Origin of the sequence: Lentzea miocenica, from assembly GCF_033949945.1 — a bacterium.
Classification (GTDB): Bacteria; Actinomycetota; Actinomycetes; order Mycobacteriales; family Pseudonocardiaceae; genus Lentzea; species Lentzea miocenica.
This window is the reverse complement of sequence record NZ_JAXAVW010000004.1, coordinates 255,746-281,003: the sequence shown is the minus strand read 5'-3', so window position 1 is coordinate 281,003 and position 25,258 is coordinate 255,746. Positions and strand designations below refer to the sequence as shown.

At 68.1% G+C, this 25,258-nt stretch carries 27 protein-coding genes and 1 pseudogene; 14 read left to right on the top strand and 14 right to left on the bottom strand.

Features of this window, described 5'->3' with window-relative positions; genetic code table 11:
- Positions 1 to 15: 15 nt before the first annotated feature.
- From SK803_RS07170 to SK803_RS07160, 3 genes are all read right to left on the bottom strand, one after another.
- Positions 16 to 993, bottom strand: coding sequence for a TAXI family TRAP transporter solute-binding subunit (locus tag SK803_RS07170; RefSeq protein WP_319965045.1), 978 nt, complete (start codon positions 991 to 993; stop codon positions 16 to 18).
- The gene (locus SK803_RS07165) at positions 983 to 2,872 is read right to left on the bottom strand and encodes a TRAP transporter permease (RefSeq protein ID WP_319965044.1); all 1,890 of its coding nucleotides are present in this window, start codon (positions 2,870 to 2,872) and stop codon (positions 983 to 985) included. The genes SK803_RS07170 and SK803_RS07165 overlap by 11 nt, the downstream gene beginning before the upstream one ends.
- 125 nt (positions 2,873 to 2,997) lie before the next feature.
- Positions 2,998 to 3,258: a UBP-type zinc finger domain-containing protein gene (locus SK803_RS07160; protein ID WP_319964980.1), complete on the bottom strand. Its 261-nt coding sequence runs from the start codon at positions 3,256 to 3,258 to the stop codon at positions 2,998 to 3,000.
- Positions 3,259 to 3,278: 20 nt separating this feature from the next.
- Here SK803_RS07160 and SK803_RS07155 point away from each other — a divergent pair, with 20 nt between their 5' ends.
- Positions 3,279 to 4,853, top strand: coding sequence for a Na+/H+ antiporter (locus tag SK803_RS07155; protein WP_319964979.1), 1,575 nt, complete (start codon positions 3,279 to 3,281; stop codon positions 4,851 to 4,853).
- Between the two features lie 66 nt (positions 4,854 to 4,919).
- Positions 4,920 to 6,002, top strand: a complete 1,083-nt coding sequence (locus SK803_RS07150) for a glycerophosphodiester phosphodiesterase (RefSeq protein WP_319964978.1) — start codon at positions 4,920 to 4,922, stop codon at positions 6,000 to 6,002.
- Here the strand turns inward: SK803_RS07150 and SK803_RS07145 are convergent.
- The 5 genes and pseudogenes from SK803_RS07145 to SK803_RS07125 all read right to left on the bottom strand — a co-directional run bounded on the left by SK803_RS07145 (position 5,992) and on the right by SK803_RS07125 (position 10,922).
- A complete protein-coding gene (locus SK803_RS07145) occupies positions 5,992 to 7,116 on the bottom strand; it encodes an LLM class flavin-dependent oxidoreductase (RefSeq protein WP_319964977.1) in 1,125 nt (374 codons plus the stop codon). The genes SK803_RS07150 and SK803_RS07145 overlap by 11 nt on opposite strands.
- Entirely contained in the window at positions 7,113 to 8,069 is a 957-nt protein-coding gene (locus tag SK803_RS07140) for an ABC transporter substrate-binding protein (protein WP_406601490.1), read from the bottom strand. Before SK803_RS07140 ends, SK803_RS07145 begins: the two co-directional genes overlap by 4 nt.
- A pseudogene (locus tag SK803_RS07135) lies at positions 8,053 to 8,751 on the bottom strand (ABC transporter ATP-binding protein); the annotation flags it as partial. The pseudogene SK803_RS07135 and the gene SK803_RS07140, both read right to left, overlap by 17 nt.
- Entirely contained in the window at positions 8,736 to 9,503 is a 768-nt protein-coding gene (locus tag SK803_RS07130; protein ID WP_319964976.1) for an ABC transporter permease, read from the bottom strand. The gene SK803_RS07130 and the pseudogene SK803_RS07135, both read right to left, overlap by 16 nt.
- Positions 9,504 to 9,632: 129 nt before the next feature.
- On the bottom strand, positions 9,633 to 10,922 hold the full coding sequence (locus tag SK803_RS07125) for an adenylosuccinate synthase (protein WP_319964975.1): 1,290 nt from the start codon (positions 10,920 to 10,922) through the stop codon (positions 9,633 to 9,635).
- Positions 10,923 to 11,032: 110 nt separating this feature from the next.
- Here SK803_RS07125 and SK803_RS07120 point away from each other — a divergent pair, with 110 nt between their 5' ends.
- Together SK803_RS07120 and SK803_RS07115 are read left to right on the top strand one after the other, a co-directional pair.
- Positions 11,033 to 11,641 carry a hypothetical protein gene (locus tag SK803_RS07120; protein WP_319964974.1) on the top strand — a complete coding sequence of 203 codons (609 nt, stop codon included), beginning with the start codon at positions 11,033 to 11,035 and terminating at the stop codon, positions 11,639 to 11,641.
- Between the two features lie 102 nt (positions 11,642 to 11,743).
- Positions 11,744 to 12,373, top strand: coding sequence for an HNH endonuclease family protein (locus SK803_RS07115; protein ID WP_319964973.1), 630 nt, complete (start codon positions 11,744 to 11,746; stop codon positions 12,371 to 12,373).
- A 159-nt stretch (positions 12,374 to 12,532) separates the two neighbouring features.
- Here the strand turns inward: SK803_RS07115 and SK803_RS07110 are convergent, their stop codons facing one another.
- Together SK803_RS07110 and SK803_RS07105 are read right to left on the bottom strand one after the other, a co-directional pair.
- Positions 12,533 to 13,693 carry an FUSC family protein gene (locus SK803_RS07110; RefSeq protein ID WP_319964972.1) on the bottom strand — a complete coding sequence of 387 codons (1,161 nt, stop codon included), beginning with the start codon at positions 13,691 to 13,693 and terminating at the stop codon, positions 12,533 to 12,535.
- Between the two features lie 218 nt (positions 13,694 to 13,911).
- On the bottom strand, positions 13,912 to 14,322 hold the full coding sequence (locus SK803_RS07105; protein ID WP_319964971.1) for a DUF3151 domain-containing protein: 411 nt from the start codon (positions 14,320 to 14,322) through the stop codon (positions 13,912 to 13,914).
- A gap of 319 nt (positions 14,323 to 14,641) precedes the next feature.
- Here SK803_RS07105 and SK803_RS07100 point away from each other — a divergent pair, with 319 nt between their 5' ends.
- Positions 14,642 to 15,688, top strand: coding sequence for a hypothetical protein (locus SK803_RS07100; protein ID WP_319964970.1), 1,047 nt, complete (start codon positions 14,642 to 14,644; stop codon positions 15,686 to 15,688).
- On the opposite strand, the gene SK803_RS07095 is transcribed toward SK803_RS07100, so the two are convergent.
- Complete coding sequence (locus tag SK803_RS07095) at positions 15,681 to 16,052, bottom strand: winged helix-turn-helix transcriptional regulator (RefSeq protein WP_319964969.1); 372 nt, start codon at positions 16,050 to 16,052, stop codon at positions 15,681 to 15,683. The genes SK803_RS07100 and SK803_RS07095 overlap by 8 nt on opposite strands.
- Positions 16,053 to 16,136: 84 nt before the next feature.
- Here SK803_RS07095 and SK803_RS07090 point away from each other — a divergent pair, with 84 nt between their 5' ends.
- A complete protein-coding gene (locus tag SK803_RS07090) occupies positions 16,137 to 16,976 on the top strand; it encodes an SDR family oxidoreductase (protein ID WP_319964968.1) in 840 nt (279 codons plus the stop codon).
- Between the two features lie 68 nt (positions 16,977 to 17,044).
- Here the strand turns inward: SK803_RS07090 and fbaA are convergent, their stop codons facing one another.
- The gene (gene fbaA / locus SK803_RS07085) at positions 17,045 to 18,079 is read right to left on the bottom strand and encodes a class II fructose-bisphosphate aldolase (protein ID WP_319964967.1); all 1,035 of its coding nucleotides are present in this window, start codon (positions 18,077 to 18,079) and stop codon (positions 17,045 to 17,047) included.
- 157 nt (positions 18,080 to 18,236) lie between these two features.
- Here fbaA and SK803_RS07080 point away from each other — a divergent pair, with 157 nt between their 5' ends.
- Entirely contained in the window at positions 18,237 to 18,521 is a 285-nt protein-coding gene (locus tag SK803_RS07080) for a DUF427 domain-containing protein (RefSeq protein WP_319964966.1), read from the top strand.
- On the opposite strand, the gene SK803_RS07075 is transcribed toward SK803_RS07080, so the two are convergent.
- Positions 18,511 to 19,305 (bottom strand): TIGR03620 family F420-dependent LLM class oxidoreductase, encoded by a 795-nt coding sequence (locus SK803_RS07075; RefSeq protein ID WP_319964965.1) that lies wholly within the window; start codon positions 19,303 to 19,305, stop codon positions 18,511 to 18,513. The two genes, SK803_RS07080 and SK803_RS07075, sit on opposite strands and share 11 nt — an antisense overlap.
- Positions 19,306 to 19,342: 37 nt before the next feature.
- Here SK803_RS07075 and SK803_RS07070 point away from each other — a divergent pair, with 37 nt between their 5' ends.
- Both SK803_RS07070 and SK803_RS07065 read left to right on the top strand, forming a co-directional pair.
- The gene (locus SK803_RS07070) at positions 19,343 to 20,278 is read left to right on the top strand and encodes an aldo/keto reductase (protein WP_319964964.1); all 936 of its coding nucleotides are present in this window, start codon (positions 19,343 to 19,345) and stop codon (positions 20,276 to 20,278) included.
- Between the two features lie 45 nt (positions 20,279 to 20,323).
- Positions 20,324 to 21,175: an SDR family oxidoreductase gene (locus SK803_RS07065; RefSeq protein WP_319964963.1), complete on the top strand. Its 852-nt coding sequence runs from the start codon at positions 20,324 to 20,326 to the stop codon at positions 21,173 to 21,175.
- On the opposite strand, the gene SK803_RS07060 is transcribed toward SK803_RS07065, so the two are convergent.
- Positions 21,165 to 21,449: a YciI family protein gene (locus SK803_RS07060; RefSeq protein ID WP_319964962.1), complete on the bottom strand. Its 285-nt coding sequence runs from the start codon at positions 21,447 to 21,449 to the stop codon at positions 21,165 to 21,167. The two genes, SK803_RS07065 and SK803_RS07060, sit on opposite strands and share 11 nt — an antisense overlap.
- Positions 21,450 to 21,489: 40 nt before the next feature.
- On the opposite strand from SK803_RS07060, the gene SK803_RS07055 reads away from it, so the two are divergent.
- The 5 genes from SK803_RS07055 (at position 21,490) to SK803_RS07035 (ending at position 25,206) form a co-directional block, all read left to right on the top strand.
- The gene (locus SK803_RS07055) at positions 21,490 to 22,053 is read left to right on the top strand and encodes a SigE family RNA polymerase sigma factor (protein WP_167972523.1); all 564 of its coding nucleotides are present in this window, start codon (positions 21,490 to 21,492) and stop codon (positions 22,051 to 22,053) included.
- A 151-nt stretch (positions 22,054 to 22,204) separates the two neighbouring features.
- Positions 22,205 to 23,116, top strand: a complete 912-nt coding sequence (locus SK803_RS07050) for an ROK family protein (protein WP_319964961.1) — start codon at positions 22,205 to 22,207, stop codon at positions 23,114 to 23,116.
- Positions 23,113 to 24,264 carry an N-acetylglucosamine-6-phosphate deacetylase gene (gene nagA / locus SK803_RS07045; RefSeq protein ID WP_319964960.1) on the top strand — a complete coding sequence of 384 codons (1,152 nt, stop codon included), beginning with the start codon at positions 23,113 to 23,115 and terminating at the stop codon, positions 24,262 to 24,264. The genes SK803_RS07050 and nagA overlap by 4 nt, the downstream gene beginning before the upstream one ends.
- 4 nt (positions 24,265 to 24,268) lie before the next feature.
- Positions 24,269 to 24,463, top strand: a complete 195-nt coding sequence (locus tag SK803_RS07040; protein WP_319964959.1) for a hypothetical protein — start codon at positions 24,269 to 24,271, stop codon at positions 24,461 to 24,463.
- Between the two features lie 23 nt (positions 24,464 to 24,486).
- The gene (locus tag SK803_RS07035; protein ID WP_319965042.1) at positions 24,487 to 25,206 is read left to right on the top strand and encodes a DedA family protein; all 720 of its coding nucleotides are present in this window, start codon (positions 24,487 to 24,489) and stop codon (positions 25,204 to 25,206) included.
- The last annotated feature ends 52 nt before the right edge of the window (positions 25,207 to 25,258 follow it).

Below are 25,258 nucleotides of genomic sequence, written 5' to 3'. Positions count from 1 at the left end.
ATGCCCGAGCCTAGTTCAGCCGAGCGCCTGCTTCGCTCCTGGGTGCAGCGGGACCGGGTCGGAGGAGGCCGCCTTGGCCCTGTCGATGTCCTTCACGGCCGGGTGCACCTTCTCCAGGTCGGCCTTCTTGTCGAAGATCAGCTTGGTCACGGCGCACGCGTTGTTGGCCGCGAAGTCCTCGCGCACGAGCAGCAGGTTGGGCACCACGATCGTCGGAACGTCCGAGGTCCCGTAGGTCGCGGCGGGGATCGTGGCCGTGTCGTACACCGGGCTGATCTTCTTCATCTCCGGCAGCAGCGGGGTGATGTCGACGAACTTCACCCGGTCCTTGAGCGACGTGGTGATGTCGGTGATCTGCGGCGTCGGCAACCCGCCCGACCAGATCAGGCCGTCGATGCTGCCGTCCTTCATGCCGTCCGCTGTCTTGGTCAGGTCCAGCCGCTGCGCCTGCACGTCGGAGTCGATGTTGAGACCCGCCGTCTTCAGCAACCGGCCCGCGATCACCTCGGTGCCGGACTTCGGCGAACCCGTCGAGATCCGCTTGCCCTTCATGTCCGCGATCGAGTTGATCCCGGCATCGGCCCGGACGAGCACCTGCGTGTAGTTCGGGTAGATCCGCGACAGCGCCGCGATCTTCTCCTTCTTGCCGTTGAACGCACCGCTGCCGTTGATGGCGTCCGCGGCGGTGTCCGCCAGCGAGAACGCGATGTCGTAGGTGCCGGACACGAGCTGCTGGATGTTCTGCACGGACGCGCCGGTCTCGGCAGAAGACGCCTTCAGCTTCGAGTTGTCGGAGATCAGCTTGGCGAGGCCGCCGCCGACCACGAAGTACACGCCACCGGAGTTGCCGGTCGCGATCGTGATCCGGCCTTCGGACGCCTCACACGACGCGCCGCCGCCCGACGCGTCCGGGGTCGTGGGTGTGCGCTTGCCACCACAACCGGAAACAGCCAGCGCGAGTGCGATCGCACCGATCGCGTACTTACGCAGCATCACGAACCCTCCCACGGGTAACCAGGTGTACCGCCACGGCCACCACGAGGAATCCAGCCCCGATGGCGATCGTCAACGGCTGCAGGTAAAGCAGGAACAACGCCGCCGGCACGCACAGAACGCGTTCCGGCCAGCGCGCGGGACCGAACAACCAGCCGCCCGTCAGCACAGCCAGGGCGGCAACACCCAGAGCGGACGCACCGAACGCCCACACCGAGTCCAGCAACGGCCCGCGCAACAACAACGCGGCACCGGAATCGGTCAGCACGAACGCCAGCGGCACGAGGAACGCAGGCAATGTGTACTTCCACGTCTGCCACATCGTCTTCATGACATCGCCGCCGGTCAGCGCGGCGGCGGCCACCGCAGCCAGCGCGGTCGGCGGCGTCACCTCGGACAACACCGCGTAGTAGAAGATGAACATCGCGGTCTCGGCCGGCTCGACGCCCAGCGTGATCAACGCCGGCCCGATGACGACCCACGAGATGATGAACGACGCGGTCACCGGCACGGCCAGGCCGAGCACCGACACCGCCACGGCCGCCAGCACCGCGGTCAGCATCAACACGACCACGGGTGACGACGACACCGCCGAGGCGAGGTCGACCAACGACCCCGCAAGCGCTTGCCCCAGGCCGGTCTTGGTGATCGTCGACGTGACCACACCGGCCGCCGCGCACACCGCGATCACCGGGAACGCCGAGCGCACGCCGATGGACAGCGCGTCTGCGATCAGCCGGAACCAGTCACGCCGGTGGTTGATCAACGCGAACAACGCGGCCACACCCGTGGCGTACACGACCGCCTTGTAGACCGGGATGTCCAGCGCCAGGAACACGATGATGATCCCGAGCGACAGGAAGTGGTACCAGCCGAGCTTCAGCACGTCCCAGAACCTCGGCGCGTCCACGTCGACCGGCTTCGCACCGAACCGCCGTGCGTCGGCCTCGACCGCCAGCGCGATGCCCAGGTAGTAGAGCAGCGTCGGGATGATCGCCCAGATCAGCACGGACAGGTACGAGACCCGGAGGTACTCGGCGATGATGAACGCCGCCGCGCCCAGCGTGGGCGGCGACAGGATCGCCCCGATGCCGGACGCCGCGAGCAGCCCGCCCGCGTTCTCCTTGGGATAACCGGCTTTCTGCAGCATCGGCCACGTCACCGCGCCCAGCGACACGGTCGTCGCCGTGCCGGAACCGGAGACCGTGCCCAGCAGGAACCCCGCCGTCGCCGCGGTACGGCCGGGCGCCGTCCGGGACTTGCGGAACGCGGCGAAGCTGATGTCGACGAAGAACTTCCCGGCACCGGAAGCGTTCAGCACGGCACCGTAGATCGTGAACAGCACGATGTAGGTCGCCGCGACGTCCAGCGGTGTCCCGTAGAACCCGCTGAAGTCGTTGAAGAAGCCGTTGATGATCTGCGGGAAGTCGACGCCGGAGTGCGAGATCGACCACGACGGCGGCAGGAACCCGCCGTAGTAGGCGTAGGCGATGAACGCCACGCACACCACCGGAAGCACCCAGCCGGTCGTGCGGCGGCACGCCTCCAGGATCAGCACCAGCAGCACCGAGCCCGCGATCACGTCGAGCGTCGAGAGCTGCCCCTGCCGGTTGAGGAACTCGTCGAAGCCCCCGAACAGCGGGTACGCGCCGGCCAGGAAGGCAAGGCCCGCCAGCACCCAGTCCCACCAGGGCGGCGTGTGCCCGCGGCCGTACGCCAGGAACACCAGCGGCAGGGTCACCGCCAGGAAGATGATCAGGTAGTACTGGCTTCCCTTGGCGAACGGGAAGAACACCTGCTTGAGGACCAGAAGCGCGATCAGCAGACCGGCGATCCACAGCGCCCGCTCCCACCGGGGTGAGAGCGAGCGCGACGGCATCTCCTCGTCGTTCTCCGCGACGATGCGGGCGAGGTCCGGGTTGGCCACGCTCGAACCGTACTGTGGGCGCGATCACAGCGGCAGACGATCAATCCAAAGGGACTGCAAAGTCCTCAGGGCGCGACTCAGACGATGGCACTGTCCACATAGCACCAGCGCCAGTCCTCGCCCGGCTCGAACGAGCGCATGACCGGATGCTGGGACGAACCGAAGTGCGCGGTCGCGTGCCGGCGCGGGCTCGAGTCGCAGCACGCCACGTGCCCGCAGGACAGGCACATCCGCAGGTGAGCCCAGTTGTGCTCACCCAGAGCGAGGCAGTCGACGCAGCCTGCTGTCGACTCCGGCGCCACCGACTGGGGCAGCGCTCCCACGTGCGAACAGGTCATGGCTTCCATCATTACGCAGAATGAGCGGCATGGTCGGGCCTGAACTGCTGCTGCTGTTGCTCGGGGCGCTGGTCGTCACCTCCATCGCGCGCCGCCTGAACTGGTCGGCGCCGCTGGTGCTGGTCGCGGTCGGGCTCGTGGTCTCGTTCATCCCTGGAGTCCCGGAGTTCGCGCTCGATCCGCACCTGATCCTGGTCCTGGTGCTGCCGCCGCTGCTCTACAGCGCGGCGCTGGACAGCTCGTACCTCAACATCCGCGCGAACCTGCGGCCGATCGGCCTGCTCGCGGTCGGGCTCGTGCTGTTCACGACGTTCGTGGTGGGCGTGACGGCGAAGTTGGTCTTCCCGGACCTGCCGTTCGCCGCCGCCCTGGTCCTCGGCGCGGTGGTCGCCCCGCCGGACGCCGTCGCCGCCGTCGCGATCGGGCGCAAGCTCGGCCTGCAACGCCGGGCGATGACGCTGCTGGTCGGCGAGAGCCTGATCAACGACGCCACCGCGCTGACCGCGTTCAAGGTCGCGGTGGCGGCCGCGGTGGGCACGGCCATGCACCCGATCACGAGCGTCTGGATGTTCATCTACATCACCGCGGGCGGCATCGCGGTCGGGCTCGTCGTCGGCGTGGTGGTCCGCTTCCTGCGCAAACGGCTCTGCGAGGGCGTGCTGGAGAGCGCGCTGGGCCTGCTCGTGCCGTTCGGTGCCTACCTGCTCGCGGAAGAGGGCCTGCACGCGTTCGGCATCCAGTTCTCCGGTGTCCTCGCGGTCGTCGTCGCGGGCTTGTACGTCGGTCACCACTCGCCGCGCGGCACCTACACGACCCGGCTGCAGGACGCGGCCGTGTGGCGTTCGGCCGACGTGCTGCTCGAGTCGTTCGTCTTCGCGCTCATCGGCCTGCAGGTCTCGTCGATCATCAGCGACGTCGACCTCGACGTCAGCCTGCTGCTCGGTGCGGCCGCCGTGCTGCTCGCCACGATCCTGGCGCGGTTCGTCTGGATGTACCCGGCCACCTACCTGCCCAGAATCCTCTTCCCGAAGCTCAAGAAACGCGAGGACCGGCCGCCGCACCTCGGCCAGGTCACGGTGATCTCGTGGGCGGGCATGCGCGGCGTGGTGACGCTCGCCGCCGCGGCCGCGATCCCGGAAACAGTCCCGGGACGCGACATCATCCTGTTCTGCGCATTCGTGGTGACGGTCGCCACGCTGCTGCTGCAGGGCACCACGCTGCCCTGGCTGATCAACAAGATCGGGTTCGAGGGCGACGACGCGCGGCAGGACGCGCTGGCCGAGGCCCAGGTGCAGCACCGGGCCGCTCAGGCGGCCGTGACGAGGCTGGACGAGGAGATCGAGGACGTCCCCGACCACGTGCGCGACCAGCTGCGATCGCTCGCCGAGCACCGGGGCAACGCCGCCTGGGAACGGCTCGGCCGGCAGGAGGAGGAGAGCCCGGCGGCCGCGTACCGGAGGTTGCGCACGGCGATGCTGATGGCCGAGCGCGACGAGTTCGTCAAGGCGCGGGACGCCGGTGAGATCGACGACGAGGTGCTCTTCCGCGTGCTGCGCGAGCTGGACTTGGAGCAAGCCGCACTTTCTCGTGAGTAACCGTTCACCTGCTTTTCGTGTTGCGATGCTTGGGTGCGCTCTCAACACCAAATGGGAGGTCGATCGATGTACCGGAGAGGTCTTGCCGCCGCGGTCCTCGTGTTCGCGGGTGCGGTGGTGGCGTCGCTGCCGTCCGCGTCGGCACACGACGACAAGGGTCCGATCGTCATCGGGCACCGTGGCGCGTCGGCGTACCGGCCTGAGCACACGCTCGCGTCCTACGAGCTCGCCGCTCGCATGGGCGCCGACTTCATCGAGCCCGACCTGGTGCCGACCAAGGACGGCAAGCTCGTCGCCCGGCACGAGAACGAGATCGGCGGCACCACCGACGTCTCGACCAGGACGCAGTTCGCCGACCGCAAGAAGACCAAGACCATCGACGGCGTCGCCGTCACCGGCTGGTTCACGGAGGACTTCACGCTCGCCGAGCTGAAGACGTTGCGCGCCAAGGAACGCATCCCGGCGATCCGCCCGCGCAACACGCTCTACGACGGCCGGTTCGAGGTGCCGACGCTGCAGGAGGTCATCGACCTGAGCAAGCGCCTGTCCCGCGAGCTGCACCGCGAGATCGGCATCTACCCGGAGACCAAGCACCCGACGTACTTCCAGTCGATCGGTCTCGCGCTGGAGCCGAAGCTCGTCGACGTGCTGAACCGCAACGGCCTCAACCGCCGCGGCGCCAAGGTCTACGTGCAGTCGTTCGAGGTGGCGAACCTCAAGCAGCTCAACAAGTCGCTGCGCGTGCCGCTGGTCCAGCTGGTCAACGGTTCCGGCGCGCCGTACGACTTCGTCGTGGCCGGTGACAAGCGCACCTACGCCGACCTGGTCACCCCGGCCGGTCTGCGCGAGGTGCGGTCGTACGCGGACGGCGTCGGCCTGACCAAGGACCTGATCATCCCGCGCGACGCGGCAGGCTTCCTCAAGGCGCCGACGACGGTGGTCAAGGACGCGCACAAGGTCGGTCTGATCGTGCACGCCTGGACGTTCCGCAACGAGAACTCGTTCCTGCCCGCGGACTTCCGGTCCTCGACCGACCCGGCCGCGTACGGCCGGGCCTTCGAGGAGTACGACCTGTTCTTCAAGCAGGGCCTCGACGGCGTGTTCGCGGACAACCCCGACACGGCCGTGGAAGCAAAGGTCAAGCGCTAGCCAGTGCGAGCGTGCGGTCCCCGTCGAGCAGATCTCGCTGCTTGAGCAGGGGCCGCACGCCCTCACCGAACCAGTAGGCCTCTTCGAGGTGCGGGTAGCCGGAGAGGACGAACTCGTCGATGCCGATGGAGTGGTACTCCTCGATCAGGTCGGCGACTTCTTCGTGTGAGCCGACGAGAGCAGTGCCCGCGCCGCCACGCACGAGTCCGACGCCGGCCCACAGGTTCGGGTAGATCTCCAGACCACGCACGCCACGGCTGAGGTCGCCGCCGTGCAGCGCCAACATCCGTTGCTGGCCAACGGATTCCGACGCACCTAGCTGTTCCTGCGCTTTCGCCACCACCGCCGGGTCCAGCGCGTCGAGCAACTTCGCCGCCGACGCCCACGCTTCGGCCGACGTGTCCCGGCTGATCGTGTGCAGCCGGATGCCGAACCGGATCGGCCGGTCCGTCAGCGCCCGCACCCGTGCGATCTTCTCCGCCACGTCCTGCGGCGGCTCGCCCCAGGTCAGGTAGACGTCGGCCCGCGCAGCCGCCACCGGGAGAGCGGCGTCGGAAGAACCACCGAAGTAGATCGGCGGCACCGGGTCCGGCGCGGCCAGCACGGTCGCGTCCTGCACCTGGTAGTGCTTGCCCTGGAACGAATACGGCTTGCCGGTCCAGATGCCGCGCACGACCTGGAGGAACTCGTCGGTGCGCTCGTAGCGCTGGTCCTTGTCGAGCCAGTCGCCGAACCGTTGCTGCTCAACGGAATCGCCGCCGGTCACCACGTTCAGCAGCAACCGGCCGCGCGAGATCCGTTGGTACGTGGAGGCCATCTGCGCGGCCAGCGTCGGCGACAGCACACCCGGCCGGAACGCCACGAGGAACTTCAGCGTCTTGGTCTGCGCGATCAACGCGGATGTGGTCAGCCACGCGTCCTCGCACCACGTGCCGGTCGGCGTGAGCACACCGGTGAACCCGACCTGCTCGGCCGTGCGCGCGATCTGTGCCAGGTAGTCGATGTCCGCCTCACGACGTGCCCCGGCAGCAGGCGCGCGGTTGGCGTGGAAGTGCTCCACGACCGTGCGCCCGTCACCGGACGTCGGCAGGAACCAGTGCAGCGTGATGCTCATGCGAGATCTCCCTGGAACCTCGTGTCGACGAACTTCGCGAAGTCGACCTTGCCCGGCAACGTCTTGTCCTCGGTGAACGCGTCCGCGAGCTCCTGCTCCGACTTGATCACGGTGTCGTCGATCTTCACCGGCAGGTCGCCGTTGCGGTTCACCGCGGCGAGCGCGACCTCGTACTTGAGACCCGTCTCCGCCGCCCACGCCTTCGCCCACTCCTCGCGGTGCGTGTCGGCCCACTTCTGCGCCTTGTAGTAGCGGATCAGGTATTCCTTGAGCGCCGGGTTCTTCCCCTTGTCGTCCAAGGCCTTCTTGCCGGCGACCTGGAAGCCGTACCCGTTCGACCTGCCCTCACCGGTGGTGAGCACGCGCGCTTTGGCCTCCAGCTGCGCCTGCGCCGTGTAGGGGTCCCAGACCGCCCACGCGTCGACCTTGCCCTGGGTGCACGCGCCGTACGCGTCCGACGGCTGCAGGAAGTTCAGCGTCACGTCCTTCGTGCTCAACCCGTTGGCACGCAACGTGAGCAGCACCTGGCCGTGCGCCGAACTGCCCTTGGCGACGGCGATGTTCCTGCCCTTCAGGTCCGTGACCTTCTGCAGCGGCGAGCTCTCCGGCACGAGGATCGCGTCGGCCTCGACCTGCCCCTTCGACGCGCCGATCGCGGCGATCTTGGCGTTCGCGGCGGCGGCGAAGATCGGCGGTGTGTTGCCCACACCGCCGATGTCGATGGCTCCGGCGGACGCGGCTTCGAGCAGCGGCGGGCCGGAGGTGAAGGTCGACCATTCGAGCTTGTACGGGAAGTCGGCGAGCAGACCGGCGGCCGTGAGCAGCGCCTTCGCCCCGCCCTTCTGGTCGCCGACCTTCAGCACGACGTCGCCGGCCGGGGTGTCCTGCGCGGTCGCGGCGCATCCGGTCGTGAACAAGATCGCCGCGAGGAGGCCAAGCAGCTGTTTCAACATCCACTCCCAGATCAGCGAGCACGCGGGTGCGTTGCTCCACAACGGAGGCCCGGCGGCGCGGGCGGGGCAGGTCGACGTGGTGCGTGGCGACGATCCGGCCCTCGTCGAGCACGAGGATCCGGTCGGCCAGCAACAACGCCTCGTCGACGTCGTGCGTCACCAGCAGCACGGCGGGCTGGTGCCTGGTCCACAGGTCTTCCACCAGGTGGTGCATTGCCAGCCTGGTCAACGCGTCCAGCGCGCCGAACGGTTCGTCCAGCAGCAGCACGTCGGGTTCGCGCACCAACGCCCGTGCGAGCGACACCCGTTGCGCCTCACCGCCGGACAACGTCAGCGGCCACGCGTCGGCGTGATCGGTCAGCCGTACCTCTTCGAGGGCTTTGAGCGCGACCGAGCGCCCGTCCGGCTTGTGCAGGCCGAGCGAGATGTTCCGCCAGACCTTGCGCCACGGCAGCAGACGCGGCTGCTGGAACGCGACCGACACGGTGCCGGGAACCGTTGCGACGCCGTCGTACTCGCCGTCCAGGCCCGCGAGGATGCGCAGCAACGTCGACTTGCCGCAGCCGCTGCGCCCCAGCAATGCCACGAGCTCACCAGGAGCGATCTCCAGGTCAATCCCGTCCAGCACGGTTCGCGGGCCGAAAGCCTTGCGCAGACCGCGAACGCTCACCGCGCTTGCCATCGCAGCACTCTCCTTTCCAGCATGCGCACCAACGCGTCCGTCGTGAGACCGAGCAGCGCGTAGACCACGAGGCCGACGACCACGACGTCGGTGCGGAGGAACTCACGGGCGTTGTTGATCAGGTGACCGAGGCCGGCGTCGGCGTTGATCTGCTCGCCGACGATCAGCGACAGCCAGGCGGTGCCGAGCGCGATCCGCAGTCCCACCAGGGTTTGTGGCACGGCGGACGGCAGCACGACGTGCACAATCTGTTCGACGCGGCTGTACCCGAGCACGCGGGCGGCTTCGACCAGGCCGGGGTCGGTCTGCCGGATGCCGGCGTGCAGGTTGAGGTAGAGCGGGAACGCCACACCGGCGGCGACCAGCGCGAGCTTGGGTTCCTCGCCGATGCCGAACCACAGGATGAACAACGGGATCAGGCCGAGATGCGGCAGCGTCCGCAACATCTGGACGGGCGGATCCAGCAATGTCTCGCCCCACCGGGAAAGACCGGAGGCAAGACCGAGTGCGACGCCGGCAACGCCACCGATGAGAAAGCCGAAGAAAACGCGGCCGAGCGAAACGGCGAATGCCTCGCCCAATTGGCCGTCCGCGATGAGCTCACCGGCGGATTCGACCACCGTCACCGGCGAGGCGAGTTTGTCCGGCGACAGCACACCCGTTGAGCTGGCCAGTTGCCACAACAGGACCAGCGCCACCGGGCTGATCCAGCGCAGCGGCAGCGAGGGTTTCCGAAGAAGCAAAAGGGCCACGGCGCGAAGTACAGGCGAGCCGTGGCCCCGAGTCAACGACGCCCAAATCGTGAAAATGCGTCGTAGTTCGAGATGATCGGCGTCCGGGTGGTTTCCCAGATATCGGAAACCACCCGGAGCCTGTGGTGTTTAACCGAGCACGTCGTGGCGGACGATCGTCTGGTCGCGGCCGGGGCCGACACCGATCGCCGAGACGCGGGCGCCGATGATGCTCTCCAGGTACTCGACGTAGGACTTGGCGTTCGCCGGCAGTTCGTCGAACGAACGGCAGTGCGAGATGTCCTCGAACCAGCCGGGCAGCTCCTCGTAGACCGGCACGGCGTGGTGCACGTCGGTCTGGGTCATCGGCATCTCGTCGACGCGGCGACCGTCCACTTCGTACGCGACGCAGACCGGCACCTTCTCCAGGCCCGACAACACGTCCAGCTTGGTGAGGAAGTAGTCGGTGATGCCGTTGACGCGCGAGGCGTAGCGGGCGATCACGGCGTCGAACCAGCCGGTGCGGCGCGAGCGGCCGGTGGTGACGCCGAACTCACCGCCCTGCTTGCGCAGGTACTCGCCCATGTCGTCGTTGAGCTCGGTCGGGAACGGACCGGAGCCCACGCGGGTCGTGTAGGCCTTGAGGATGCCGATCACGGTGCTGATGCGGGTCGGGCCGACACCGGAGCCTACGGTCGCGCCACCCGAGGTCGGGTTCGACGACGTGACGAACGGGTAGGTGCCGTGGTCGACGTCGAGCAGGGTGCCCTGCGAGCCTTCCAGCACCACGATCTCGTCGCGGTCGAGCGCCTGGTTGAGCAGCAGGCGGGTGTCCGCGATGCGGTGCACGAAGTGCTGACCGTGCTCCAGCACCTGGTCAACGACCTGGTCGGCGTCGAGCGCCTTGCGGTTGTAGACCTTGACGAGCACCTGGTTCTTGAAGTCCAGGGCCGCCTCGACCTTCTGCCGGAGGATCTTCTCGTCCAGCAGGTCCTGCACGCGGACCCCGACGCGAGCCAGTTTGTCCTGGTAGGCGGGCCCGATGCCGCGGCCGGTGGTGCCGATCTTCGCCTTGCCCAGGTAGCGCTCGGTCACCTTGTCGATGGCCACGTGGTACGGCATGATCAAGTGCGCGTCCGACGAGATCAGCAGGCCGCTGGTGTCGACGCCCTTCTCCTCCAGCCCCGCGAGTTCCGTCAGCAGGACACCGGGGTCGACGACCACGCCGTTGCCGATGACGTTCTTCACACCAGGCGTGAGGATGCCGGACGGGATGAGGTGCAGGGCGAACTTCTGACCGTCCGGGAGGACCACGGTGTGACCCGCGTTGTTGCCGCCTTGGTAGCGGACGATCCACTGGACACGCTCACCGAGGATGTCGGTGGCCTTGCCCTTGCCCTCATCGCCCCACTGGGCACCGATCAGCACGACGGCCGGCATGTGAAACTCCAAGCGCTTGGACTGGTTCGAGCGAACGCCGGTAAGCGAGGGTAGACCAGGAGATGACCGTGCACGGAATCGTGTTGGCCTGCGGAAACTCGCAGTCGCCAATGATCACTCAACGTGACGGCGTGCAGGTCGTTCCTGCCCGCCCCGGCAAGGACCACGTCGACCCCCACCTGGACGCGGAACGGCTCGTCGTCGTGGGTACGGACGCGGACCTCGCCGCCGTCGGGGTTCGGTTGCTGCGCAAGGAGAAGCTCGGTTCCGTCACGCTCGGCTACGTACCCGTGGGCGATTCGCCCGTTGCCGCGCTCTGGGGGCTTTCGACCGACCCCGAGCGCGCGCTGGACATCGCTCTCAACGGTGACGTAGATCCCGTTCCGTTCGTGCGCGATGACGTCGGTGGAGTCCTCATGGGACTCGGCGTGTTGTCACCGGTTCGTGGCGTTGGTTACAGCGACGCGGACAACGTGCTGCGCGGCCAGGCCTCGCGGATCGAGTGCACGCCCGACCCCGAAGGCGGTCTGGGTCTCGTCGTCCGCATCGTGAACAAGCGGCTCATCGGGTCGAAGGTGCGGGAGAGCCGGCCACGTGCGTTCCAGCTCGGCTGCCTGCCCACCACCGCGGTGCTGGACGGCCACAAGCATCCGCGCCCTGTGGACAAGTGGACCTGGTACCGGCACACCGAGGACTTGAGGCTCGTCCGAGGCGTCTAGTCGTCCGCTTGTCATTCACTTGAGCGTCACTCGAAGGCATTGCTTAATTCCACAATGTGACTGAGGGTGGTCCCGAAACTTCCAACCAGGAAGGCCGGGACAATGTCAAAAGTTAACCGAACCATTGGTGTTTTAGTTGCCGCCGCGGCTCTCACCTTTGGTTTTGTTTCCCCTGCACTGGCGACACCAACTGGAATCCCCACCACCACTGAGGCCAAAACCAAGCTGGCCGCTCTGACGGTTCGCGCGGACGGCTCGATGACGGGTTATTCGCGCGACAAGTTCCCGCACTGGATCACGCAGTCGGGCACCTGCAACACCCGCGAGGCCGTGCTGAAGCGGGACGGCACCAACGTGGTGACCGACTCGTCCTGCGCGGCCACCTCCGGCCGCTGGTTCTCGCCGTACGACGGCGCGACCTGGTCCGCGGCGTCGGACGTGGACATCGATCACATCGTGCCGCTGGCGGCCGCCTGGAGGTCGGGAGCGGCGTCGTGGACGACGGCGCAGCGCCAGGCGTTCGCGAACGACATGACCCGCCCGCAGCTCATCGCGGTCACCGACAACGTGAACCAGGCGAAGGGCGACCAGACCCCGGCCACCTGGAAGCCTCCGCTGACGTCTTACTGGTGCACGTACGCCAAGATGTGGGTAGGTACTAAGAGCTACTACAACCTCAGCGTGAACTCGGCTGAGAAGACCGAACTGACGGGCATGCTCGGAAGGTGCTGATGACGTCACTCTCCTCGCTTTTCGTGGCCGGTCCCGGCGGCGTGATGACCGATGAAGTCGGTGTCGTCACCGGGGACCTGGAACTGTGCACAGAGCTTTCCGACGACGGAAAGCTGCGTGCGCTGGTCCGCTACGAGGGCGCGGAGGAGTGGTATGCCGTCACGGGCGCTTCTTGTGTGCTGACTGATCCTCGCGATCACGAGCCGGTTCACTCGCTGCTGCTGGGTTTGCTGAACCGGCCGGAGGGCTGAGAGGCGGCAACGCCTCCATCGCCTCGCTCCTGCTCAACCCGGTCGCCTGCAACAGATCCACGGCCACGCTGCGGATCTGCGCCAGCACGACCTTGGACGAGAACCCGTCCCCGCCGAGACGCCGCGCGGTGAGATGCCGCGCGGCGTTTCGCACGGCCTCTCTGGTGTCCTTGGGCGTCTTGCCCTTCTCCAGCTCGACTCTGAGGCAGTCGACGGCGTCCGCGTAGTCCTTCAGGACGTCCGGCACGCCGTCCGGGATCTGCTCGTCCGCCTTGAGCGCCGCCATGGTCCTGCGCGCGAGCACGCGGGTGTTGCGGATCGCGTAGTCCACCGGGCCGGCCGCGGTCTGGTACCTGCTGAGCTCGTCCTTGGAACGCCATCGGATGGGCGCGATCTTCGCGATCTCCGACCCGGTCTGCAGCGCCGCCTTGTAGTCGTCGATCGTGGCCTGGCTGGTCCGCAGCTCCGCGAGCACCCCGGCCGCCTTGACCGAGTCCTTCTCGGTCAGCGCCTCGGCGAGGTTCCGCAACGCGCCGCTGAGGGTGTTCGTGAGCGCTTTCAACTGCCGTTGGGCCACGGTGACCGGGTTGGCGGGCAGAAGTGCCGCGACCACCAGCCCCACCAGACCGCCGGTCAGCGCGTCGATCATGCGGTCGAACCCGCCGCCCGCACTCGGCGGCAGCAGCGTCGCTACCAGCACCGCGCTGCTTCCGGCCTGCAGCGCGATGACCGAGCCGCCGTCCAGCAGCACCGCCGCCGACATCGCGAGCCCGACGACCAGCGCGATCTGCCACGGACCGCTGCCGATCAAGCTGATCAGCGCGTCGCCGACACCGACGCCGACAGAGACGCCGACGACGAGCTCACCGACGCGCCGCAGACGTTGCCCCAGCGAGACTCCGAGGCAGACGACCGCGGCGATCGGCGCGAAGAACGGGTGCTGGTGTCCGATGACGAGGGTCGCCACGAGCCAGGCGATGCCCGCGGACAGGGCACTTTGGACGATCGGCAGCGCGGCTTTGCGCCACCGCGTCAGCCCGCGCCCGACCGCGTCCCGGACAGCACCCACAACTCACCCCGACCTGGTTCACCCGACCGCCTCAGTCTTGGTCCAACGGTCAACAGGCACAACCTGCGGGTGCTCTTTCACATGCCCAACACGACCAGCGTCACAGGTGCCACGCCGCGGCCAGACCGGTGTGCTCTTTTCGTGTGACAAAGCAGCCGGACCCCTGATTCCGCGAGCAGCGGCGTCAGAGGTCCGGAGCTGGTGAACTACAGGCTGGGTCAGACCAGGCCCAGCGCGGCCGGGGCCTTGGGGTCGGAGTCGGCGAGGAACTTGCTGCAGCGCTCCCACTCCTCGTCCTCCCCGATCTCGCGGGCGGCACGGGCCAGCGCGGCCAGCGCGCGCAGGAAGCCCTGGTTCGGCCGGTGGTCCCACGGCACGGGGCCGAAGCCCTTCCAGCCTGACCTGCGCAGCTGGTCGAGGCCGCGGTGGTAGCCGGTGCGGGCGTAGGCGTAGGCGGCGACGGGGTCGCCGGCGTGCAACGAGCGTTCGGCCAGCAGGGCCCAGGCCTCGGAGAAGTCCGGGTAAGCCCGCACGATCTTGCCTGGGTCGGTGCCACCGTCCGCGGCGGCCTGCGCCTCAGGGCGGTCGGGGAGACGGGTCGGCTCGGGCCCGAGGAGGTTCTCAACCATGCGGCCCATCGTGCCGCACGAACGCGACTTGTCAGATGAAGACCCTCATGACGGCGGCCACAACGGCCAGCATCAACGCGGTCACGAGCACTCCGGCGACGATCTTCTTGCTCATGGCCGTGCACTGTGCCGCGCTGGGCCGAAGAGAGCAACGTCGTTCACCCGAAGGTGCACACAACTTGGAAACATCAGGGTAAAGCCAGGGTGGGTCGGCCTTCCTGGAGACACGACCGCAGCTCATGATGTTCGGATGATTCAGGGGGTAAGGCAGTTCCGGGACCAGTACTGGGAGCGAGGCGCGCCGGGCAGGGACACACCGGTGAAACTCACGAAGCAGCTCTACCAGCTGTGGCTCGTCGGACTGCTGCTCAAGTTGATCGGGTCCTCGTGGGACGTCTCGTGGCACTTCAAGTGGCTGCGCGACGACCTCGCACCGCCGCACCTGATCAACACGGTCGGCACGGTGATCGTGGTCGGGCTGACGTTGTTCCACACGTTCACCGGCTACGGCGTCGACAAGCTGACGCTGAGGCTGATGCAGGTCGGGTGCGGGATCTTCCTGGTGGCGCTGCCGATCGACGTCATCAACCACCGGATCAACGGGCTCGACATCACCTCGTGGAGCGGCTCGCACGCGCTGCTCTACCTGGGCACGGCCGTGATGCTGGCCGGCGCGATCCGCGGGTGGATGAAGTACTTCCCCGAGGGCAACGCACGGACGTTCGGGCTCGTCGCGCTGTGGTTCTTCTTCCTGGAGAACGTCTGGTTCCCCAACCAGCACCAGGAGTACGGCGTGCGCGCGCTGCAGGCCTGGGACAGCGGCAAGGCCGAGGCCGAGCCGATCCTGCTGCAGTTCGCCGCGGACCAGCTCGGCGTCCCGATCGGACGCGAGGCGGTCGTGCACTTCGCGCTGCCCATCGCGGACTGGGTCTACCCGGTGTGGGGCCTGGTCGCGGCCGCCATCGTGCTGGTGATCGCCCGGCGCACCATCGACAAGCCCTGGGCCGCCACCGCCGTCGTGGGCGGTTATGTCGCGTACCGGTGCCTGATCTGGCCGTTGCTCGCGGGCATCGACTTCCCGAAGTCCGCCGTGCCGCTGTTCCTGATCTTCGTCGGGCTCGCGATCGACGCGGCGCACGCGATCAAGATGCCCACGCCGGCCGCGGCCGTGCTGGGCTCGGCGGCCGTCACGACGGTCGGCTACGTCGGCATCTGGTTCCAGCAGGAGTACCTGTGGGGACCGCCCATCTCGTTCTCGTCGGCGGCGGTCACGGCCGTGATGCTGGCGGTGTTGTGGACGGCCGGGGACATGGTGATCCACCGGCCGGAGACGCAGATGATCGCGTCGAGACTGAAACTCAGCTGAGCAGGTCCGCCGACAGCCGGCTGGTGATCCGGCCGAACAGGTCGGCCAGCGGCTCGCCGACGTCCCGCCCGAACTCGGTCAACCCGTAGGTGACCTGGGGCGGGGTCGTCGGCTCGACCTTGCGCCAGATCAGGCCGTCCTCGACGAGCCCGCGCAACGTCTGGGAGAGCATCTTCTCGCTGATGCCCCGGATGCTCTCGCGCAGCTCGAAGAACCTCAGGTCGTTGGTCTGCAGGGAGATCAGCACCCAGATGCCCCACCTGCTGGTGACGTGGTCGACCATCTCGCGCGCGGGGCAGTCGGTGTGAAACACCTCATACCGCTCCGTCGACTCGGACCGCGTGAACCGAGTTCCGACCGCCATGTCCGGAGCTTACCTTCAGGTACGTCCTTACCAAAAGTAAGCCCAGTTCCTAGCGTCGTCCCCACAACGACGAAGGAGCTGGAAATGATCGTGGTGACCGGGGCTACCGGCAACATCGGGCGACCGCTGACGAGGGCGCTGGCGGAGGCCGGCGAGCAGGTGACGGCCGTGTCGCGGCACGCGGCGGAGGTGCCGGACGGCGTGCGGCACGTGGTGGCCGATCTCGCCGATCCGGCGAGCCTCGAATCCGCGCTGGCCGGCGCGAAGGCGTTGTTCCTGCTGCTGTCCGGCGACCTGCACGCGGCCGGCGCCAACCCGGCCGACGTCATCGCCCAGGCCGCGGCCGGCGGGGTGCGCCGGGTGGTGCTGCTCTCCTCGCTGGGCGTGGTGACCAGGCCGTTCGGCACGACCCGGATCGCGATGCGCGAGCTGGAGGACGGACTGCGGGAGTCCGGTCTGGACTGGGCGATCCTGCGGCCGGGCGGCTTCGCGTCCAACGCGCTGTGGTGGGCGGAGTCCGTTCGGGCGCAACGGGTCGTCGCCGCGCCGTTCGGTGACGTCGGCGTGCCGATCATCGACCCGGCGGACATCGCCGAGGTCGCGGCCGCCTGCCTGCTGGACGACCGCCACACCGGTGGCGTGTACGAGCTGACGGGGCCGGAGGTGATCACACCGCGGGAGCAGGCGGAGGCCATCGCCGCCGCGCTCGGCTCGCCGGTGCGGTTCCACGAGCTGACCCGCGCCGAGGCCAAGGCAGGGATGGAGCAGATGATGCCGGGCGAGCTCGCCGACGACACCCTGGACATCCTCGGTTCCCCGACGCCGGCCGAGCAGCGCGTCAGCCCGGACGTGCAGGCGGTCCTCGGCCGCACACCCCGCACCTTCTCCACCTGGGCCGCCCGCAACGCAGCCGCGTTCCGCTAGCCGCAAACGCACGCGGGGACCTTTCGTACCGTCTGATGGTACGAAAGGTCCCCGCGTGCGGTCTGGGGTCAGCCCGCGATCATGCGGCCCGACGACTTGAGGTGCTCGCACGCCGAGGCGATGCGGGCGGCCATGGCCTGCTCAGCGGCCTTGAGGTAGCTGCGCGGGTCGTAGGCCTTCTTGTTGCCGACCTCGCCGTCGACCTTCAGCACACCGTCGTAGTTCGCGAACATGTGCGCCGCGATCGGACGGGTGAAGGCGTACTGCGTGTCCGTGTCGATGTTCATCTTGATGACCCCGTACGACACGGCCTCGTGGATCTCCTCGAGCAGCGAGCCGGAGCCGCCGTGGAAGACCAGGTCGAACGGCTTCGAGCCGGCCGCGAGGCCCAGCTTCTCCGCCACGACGTCCTGGCCCTGCTTGAGGATCTCCGGGCGCAGCTTCACGTTGCCCGGCTTGTAGACGCCGTGCACGTTGCCGAAGGTCGCGGCGAGCAGGTAGCGACCCTTCTCGCCGGCGCCGAGCGCCTCGACCGTCTTCAGGTAGTCCTCGGCGGTCGTGTAGAGCTTGTCGTTGATCTCGTTGTCGACGCCGTCCTCCTCGCCACCGACGACACCGACCTCGATCTCGAGGACGAGCTTCGCCTTGGCGGACAGGTCGAGCAGCTCGCTCGCGATCTGGAGGTTCTCGTCCAGCGCGACAGCCGAGCCGTCCCACATGTGCGACTGGAACAGCGGGTTGCCGCCCTTGTCGACGCGCTCCTGGCTGATGGCGATGAGCGGACGCACGTACCCGTCGAGCTTGTCCTTCGGGCAGTGGTCGGTGTGCAGCGCGATGTTCACGGGGTACTTCGCGGCGACCACGTGCGCGAACTCGGCGAGCGCGACAGCGCCGGTCACCATGTCCTTGACCTTGGTGCCCGAGGCGAACTCGGCACCGCCGGTCGAGACCTGGATGATGCCGTCGCTCTCAGCCTCGGCGAAGCCGCGCAGAGCCGCGTTGAGCGTCTCCGACGACGTGACGTTGATGGCGGGGTAGGCGAACTCGTTCGCCTTGGCCCGGTCCAGCATCTCCGCGTAGACCTCGGGAGTTGCGATGGGCATCGGTGGTCCTCCTCAGGCGCCCTGAACGGGTGTCAGCCCGCATCCTACGAGGCCGAGTCACGGGGCCAACTCGGTGGCCGTCCTCACAGAGTGATCGATCAAGTAGCAGTTGACCAGGCGGTCCGCGCTACTCGCCGGTACGGGCACACTGGATGACATGGCAACCGCTCAGTGGAACGGCAAGATCATCGCTTCGAGCGACGACACCGTCGTGGTCGAAGGCAACCACTACTTCCCGCTTGAGTCCGTCGACCCGGCCGTGCTGAAGCCGTCCGAGCACACCTCGCACTGCCCGTGGAAGGGCAACGCGAACTACTACTCGTTGCAGGTCGACGGCGCGGAGAACGCCAACGCGGCCTGGTACTACGCGGAGCCGAAGGAGGCCGCGGCGCAGATCAAGGGCCGCGTGGCGTTCTGGAAGGGCGTCGAGATCAGCGCTTGAGCCCCAGGGCGGCGGCGAGTTCGGCGTAGTGCCCGTTCAGCGACTGGACGGCCACGTGGTCGGCGCCCGCGTCGACGTGCGCCCGCAGCTTCGCCGCCACCTGGTCCGGACTCCCGTGGGCCACGAGTGCGTCGATCAGGCGGTCAGAGCCGAGGTCCGCGACGTCCTCTGGCGAGAAACCCCAGCGCAGCCAGTTGTTCGTGTAGTTGGTCAGGCTGAAGTAGTACGAGAGCTGCTCGCGTGCGATCGCCCGCGCGGCCTCCGGGTCCTCCTCCACGACGACGGTCACCTCCGGCGCGAGGATCTTGTCGCCGAGCGTCTTGCGGGCCTCGGCGGTGTGCCCGACCGGCACCAGGTACGGGTGGGCGCCCGCGGTGCGGTCGGCGGCGAGCTGGAGCACCTTCGGGCCGAGCGCGGCGAGCAGCAGCCGGTCGGCGGGCACGTCGAGCCGGTCCAGGTACGACACCAGCTTCGGATACGGCTTCTCGTAGGACTGGTCGATCTGCCGGTGGCCGACACCGACGCCGAGCACCACCCGGTCGCTGCCGAGGCGCTGGAACGAGCGCGACACGTCCTCCGGTTCGGTCTGCCACACGTTGAGCACGCCGGTGGCAATGGTCATCGACCGGGTGACGTCCAGCGCCTTCTCGACGAGCGCCAGGTCGGACGGCGGTGAGCTGCCGACCCAGAACGTGCCGTAACCGAGCGACTCGAGGTCGGCGACCTCGTCCATCCGCTCGCCCCACTGGTAGAGCGATCCCCAGACCCCGAACGTTCCCAACATGCGAGCCCCAATCTCGACGACGGACTACCTTCGCAGTATGCCGATCTTGAGCACCACTGACCTGAACGTTTCCCGACTTTGCCTGGGGGGCAACGTCTTCGGCTGGACGGCCGACGAGGACGCCTCGTTCGCAGTGCTCGACGCCTACACCGCGGCGGGCGGGAACTTCGTCGACACCGCCGACGTGTACTCGGCCTGGGCGGACGGGAACTCCGGCGGCGAGTCGGAGACGATCATCGGCAGGTGGCTGGCCAAGCGTGGGACCCGCGACGACGTCGTGATCGCCACCAAGGTCGGCATGCTCGCCGGGTTCAACAACCAGAAGCGCGACACCATCCTGAGCAGCGCCGAACGCTCGTTGAAGCGCCTGGGCATCGATCACATCGATCTGTACTACAACCACCTCGACGACCCGAACACGCCGCTCGAGGAGACGCTGGCCGCCTACGACCAGCTCGTCCGCGACGGCAAGGTCCGCCACCTCGCGGCGTCCAACTTCTCCGCCGAGCGGCTGGCGAAGGCGCTGGAGATCCAGGAGCGCGAGGGCTTCGCGAAGTTCGTGGCGCTGCAGCCCGAGTACAACCTGGTGAGCCGCGACCAGTTCGAGGGCGAACTGCAGGACACCGTGGCGAAGCACGACCTGGCGACCGTGCCGTACTGGTCGCTCGCCAAGGGATTCCTGACCGGCAAGTACCGGCCAGGTGTCGAGGTGCAGAGCGCACGGGCCGGCGCGGCCTCGAAGTACCTGGACGAGCACGGCCTGCAGATCCTCGAAGTGCTCGACGAGCTGGCCGAGACGCACGAGACGCACGAGACCACAGTCGCCTCGGTCGCCCTGGCGTGGCTCGCCCAGCAGCCGACCGTGGTCGCGCCGATCGCGTCCGCCCGCACGTTGGAGCAGCTCAGCGACCTCGTTCCACTGTTCACCCTGGAGCTCTCCCAGGCCGAGGTGGACCGTCTGAGCGCAATTTAACTTGCCAGTAGCTTACCGGGAGTAGGTTGCGTTACCGTGACGGGCATGGACGTCACGGGCAAGGTGGTACTGATCACCGGCGCGGCCAGGGGCATCGGCGCCGAGGTGGCGAGGCAACTGGCCGCGCGCGGAGCTCGGCTCGCGCTCGTCGGGCTGGAGAAGGCCCAGCTCGAAGAGGTCGCCCAGCAGACCGGCGGCAGGGCGTGGGAAGCCGACGTCACCGACTGGGACGTGCTCGAACGCGTCATGAACGAGGTCGCGGACCACTTCGGCGGCATCGACGTCGTGGTGGCGAACGCGGGCATCGCGGCCACCGGGTTCGTGCGCTCGATGGACCCCAAGGCGTTCGAACGGGTCATCGAGGTCAACCTGCTCGGCGTGTGGCGCACGGTGCGCACGGCTCTGCCGCACCTGATCAAGAGCCGCGGCTACTGCCTGGTCGTGTCGTCACTGGCCGCGATCGTGCACATCCCCGGCAACGCGGCCTACTCGGCGGCGAAGGCGGGCTGCGAGGCGTTCGCCGACAGCCTGCGGGCCGAGGTCCGGCATCTCGGCGTGGACGTCGGCACCGCGTACTTCTCGTGGATCTCCACGGACATGGTCAACAGCGCCGACGAGCACCCGGTCTTCGGCAAGCTGCGCCAGGGCATGCCGGGCGTGGCCGGCAAGAAGTACCCCGTCCGCAACGTCGGCAAGGCCGTCGTGAAGGGCATCGAGAAACGTGCGAAGGCGGTCCACGTCCCCGGCTGGGTGGGCGCGCTGAAGTTCTTCCGCGCGTTCACGCCGATGGTCGTGGACCGCCAGGCGGTCGAGGAAGTGGCCGACGCCGACCGGCAGATGGCCGCGAGCGACACATCGGGCCTGGTCGGGCCGGGAGGTCAAGCCGCTAGTCGGTGAGCCAACTGCCGAGCAGGGCGTTCCAGACGCGGATCTCCCACTTGGTGATCACGTTGGCAGGCGTGTACGGGTCGTTGGAGATGATCTCCTTCAACGTCGCCTCGTCCTGCGCGTCGTAGATGATCAACGCGCCGGTGTCGTCCGCGTACGGACCGGCGGCGAGGACCACGCCTTTCTCCGACAGAGAGGCGATGTACTCGCGGTGCGCGGGGCGTGCCGCGAGACGCTTCTCGCGATCGGGACCGAACACCAATTCGACTGCAAAGCGGGCCATGCGACCACCGTAGCGACGGTGACCGGTACCGTCCTACCTTGTGGTTGGCGACGAAACACCGCGCACCGTGCAGGACACCCTGACCAACCTGCGAATCAAGGACGGCGTCGCAGGACCTCCTACAGGGCCCCTCACGCTCGAAGACCTGTACAAGCAGCACCGCATGCGCCTCGTGAGGCTCGCGCTGCTGCTGGTGGACGAGCCTTCGACGGCTGAGGACGTGGTCCAGGAGGCATTCGCCGGCCTGCACCGCAACTGGAAGGGCCTGCGCGACGCACAGGCGGCCGTCGGTTACCTCCGCACGGCCGTGGTCAACGGTTCCCGCAGCGTGCTGCGCCGGCGCAAGACCGCCCGCGACTACACACCCCCGCACGTCGCGAACGCGCGTTCGGCCGAGTCGCTCGCGATGCTGACCGCGGAGCACCAGGCCGTGGTCAAGGCGCTGCAGCAACTGCCGCCGCGCCAGCGCGAGGTGCTCGTGCTGCGCTACTACGGCGACCTGTCCGAGGCGGAGATCGCCGAGGCCACCGGCATCTCGAAGGGCACCGTGAAGTCGACGGCCTCGCGTGCGCTGGACGCCCTGCAGAAGATCATGGCCGGCTGAGTCAGCGCAGGATCGGACAGTTAGCAAACTTCACAGTCTTCCCAGTTGAGCCGTTTTGCCCGGTGCGGGCGGTTTCAGCTCGTAAGACCACGCGCCCAAATCGGTACTTGGTATAGACCAATAGGGCTCCGATGCCTCAGGATCAGTCCTCGTGGCACGCAGACACGTGGTCGCCGTTGACATCGGTGGCACCGAAACCAAGGCGGCGCTCGTCTCCGGCACCTCGGAGGCGGTGGCGGCGGAGAAGCACGCCCGTCGCGCGACTCCGGCCGAGCTGGAGCCTCTGCTCGGGGTGATCGCCGAGCTCGTCGACGAGCTCAGGAGCGCCTCGGAGTACGAGATCGACGCCGTGGGCGTGGTGGCGCCGGGCATCGTGGACGAGGCCAACGGCGTCGGCGTGTACACGACGAACCTGCCGTGGAGCCAGTTCCCGTTCAGCACCGTCCTCACCGAACGGCTGGGCGTCCCCGTCGCGTTCGGCCACGACGTGCGCGCCGCCGGTCTCGCCGAGTGCCGGATGGGTGCCGCGCGAGGTCTGCGCAACGCGGTGATCCTGCCGATCGGCACGGGAATCGCGGGCGCGCTGCTGCTCGACGGGAAGATCTTCAGCGGCGACGGGTACGCGGGCGAGATCGGGCACGTGAACGTGGGCCACGGCGTGCCGTGCGCGTGTGGCCAGATCGGCTGCGTGGAGACGGTGGCGTCGTCCGCGGCGATCGCCCGCCGGTACACCGCACGTACCGGGAATCCCGTCAACGGCGCCGCTGATGTCGCCCGAAGGGTGAAAGACGGAGAGCAGGACGCCGTCGCCGTGTGGCACGAGGCCGTGGACGCGCTCGCCAGGGGGATCCTGGTGCTGGCGACGCTGCTCGGCCCGGAGGCCGTTGTGCTCGGCGGCGGGCTCGCACTCGCAGGGGACCTGCTGGTGGAGCCGTTGCGGGAAAGGCTGGACGGGCTGATCGCCTTCCAGCGCCGACCGGAGCTGCGGCTCGCGGCGCTCGGCGACGAGGCGGGCTTCCTCGGCGCGGCGCTGCTGGCCATCGACATGCTGGAGGCGTCATGAGCACATGGGGTGGACCTGTCGACGTGACCCTGACCAATGGTCGGGTCGTCACGCCGGACAGGGTGCTCGAGAACGGGTGGGTCAGCATCAGAGACGGCAGGATCGCCGCGGTCGGTGAGGGCGTCGCACCCGACGGCCCGACGACCGACGTCGGCGGTGGCACGATCGTGCCGGGATTCGTCGACATCCACTGCCACGGCGGTGGCGGTGACGCGTTCACCAGCAGCGACCCGGTGAAGGTCCGCAAGGCCGCGTCCGCGCACCGCAGACACGGCACCACGACCTTGCTCGCGTCACTGGTGTCGCGCCCGGTGCCCGAGCTGGCCGACCAGGTGTCCGCGCTGGCCGAACTGGTCCAGGAGGGTGTCGTCGCCGGCATCCACCTCGAAGGACCGTTCCTGAGCGCGGCCCGGTGCGGCGCCCACGACCCGGCGATCCTGTGCCCGCCGGAGCAGACCGCGGTGACGAAGCTGCTCGACGCCGGCAAGGGCACCGTCCGGATGATCACCATCGCCCCCGAGCTGGAGGGCGCGGTCCAGGCCGTGCACCAGCTCGTGGACAACAACGTCATCGCCGCCATCGGCCACACCGACGCGACCGAGGCGCAGGTCCGCCCCGCCGTCGACGCGGGCGCTTCGGTGGCGACGCACCTGTTCAACGGCATGCGCCCGTTGCACCACCGCGAGCCGGGCCCGATCGGCGCGCTGCTGGACGACGACCGCGTGACCGTCGAGCTCATCTGCGACCTCGTGCACCTGCACCCGACCGCGGTCCGCCTGGCCGCGCGGCACGCGGGCCGCAAGCGCACGATCCTGATCACCGACGCCATCGCGGCCGCCGGTGTCGGTGACGGCGTGTACGACGTGGGCGGGCTCGAAGTCCGGGTCGTCGACGGCGTGCCAACGTTGGCAGGCGGTGCGGCACTGGCCGGCAGCACGCTCACGATGGACATGGCGTTCCGCAACGCCGTCAACTCCTGCGGGCTGTCGCTGCTGGAGGCGGTGCACGCCACCTCGACCCGCGGCGCGGAGCTCCTCGGCCTCGACACGGGCAAGCTGCAGCCGGGCTGTGCGGCCGACATCGTGGTGCTCGATGCAGAATTGAAGCCGAAGGACGTGTTGGTCAGGGGCGAGTGGGTCAAGGATTAGGTGCATGGCGGACGATCCGGAACGGCTGGTGACCGACGCGTTGCGCGCGCAGGCCACCAGCACCAATGCCGGATTTGCCGTACCTGTCCCGGTTTCCGATGAACGCCCTGGTCCGCTGTCAGTGTGGTGGGTGCTGGGCCTCGCGCTGCTGTTGGGCCTGGCAGCGGGCACGGTGGCCGCAGTGATCACGCTCAGCTGACCTGTACCGTTGTCGCCGTGACGATTGCATTGGGCCCTGACTGGCTGGACCCCACCGTTCTGCTGAACGGGCTCGGCCCGTACATGCTCATCGGGCTGTGCCTCATCATCTTCGCGGAGTGCGGGCTGCTCGTCGGTTTCTTCCTGCCGGGCGACTCGCTGCTGTTCACGGCGGGTCTGTTCGTCGCGGCGGGCACCATCGACACCCCGCTCTGGCTCGTCTGCGTGCTGCTGACGGTGTGCGCGTTCGTCGGCAACGTCGCCGGCTACTACATCGGGAAGAAGGCCGGCCCGGCGCTGTTCAGCAAGCCGGAGTCGAAGATCTTCAAGAAGGAGTACGTCGACAAGACGCAGGAGTTCTTCGACAAGTACGGCGCGCGCGCCATCGTCCTCGCCCGATTCGTGCCGATCGTCCGCACGTTCATCACGGCGATGGCCGGTGTCGGCAAGATGGACCCGAAGAAGTACTTCACGTACTCGGCGATCGGCGGCGTGGCGTGGGCCGCGGGCCTGACGATCCTGGGCTACTTCCTCGGCCAGGTCTCGTTCATCAAGAACAACCTCGAGATCACGCTGCTCGCCATCGTGTTCCTGTCGATCGTGCCGATCATCATCGAGGTGATCAAGGCGCGCAGGGAGAAGAAGTCGCTCCTGCAGGAAGAGGCGGACGACATCACCCAGGTGATGGACGCCCAGCTCCACCAGGACGACTCGACGCAGATCATCCCGCGCGTCGAGCGCTGACCAGCTGCTGAGGCCCGCCTGTTCCGGCAGGCGGGCTTTTTGCCGGCACTAT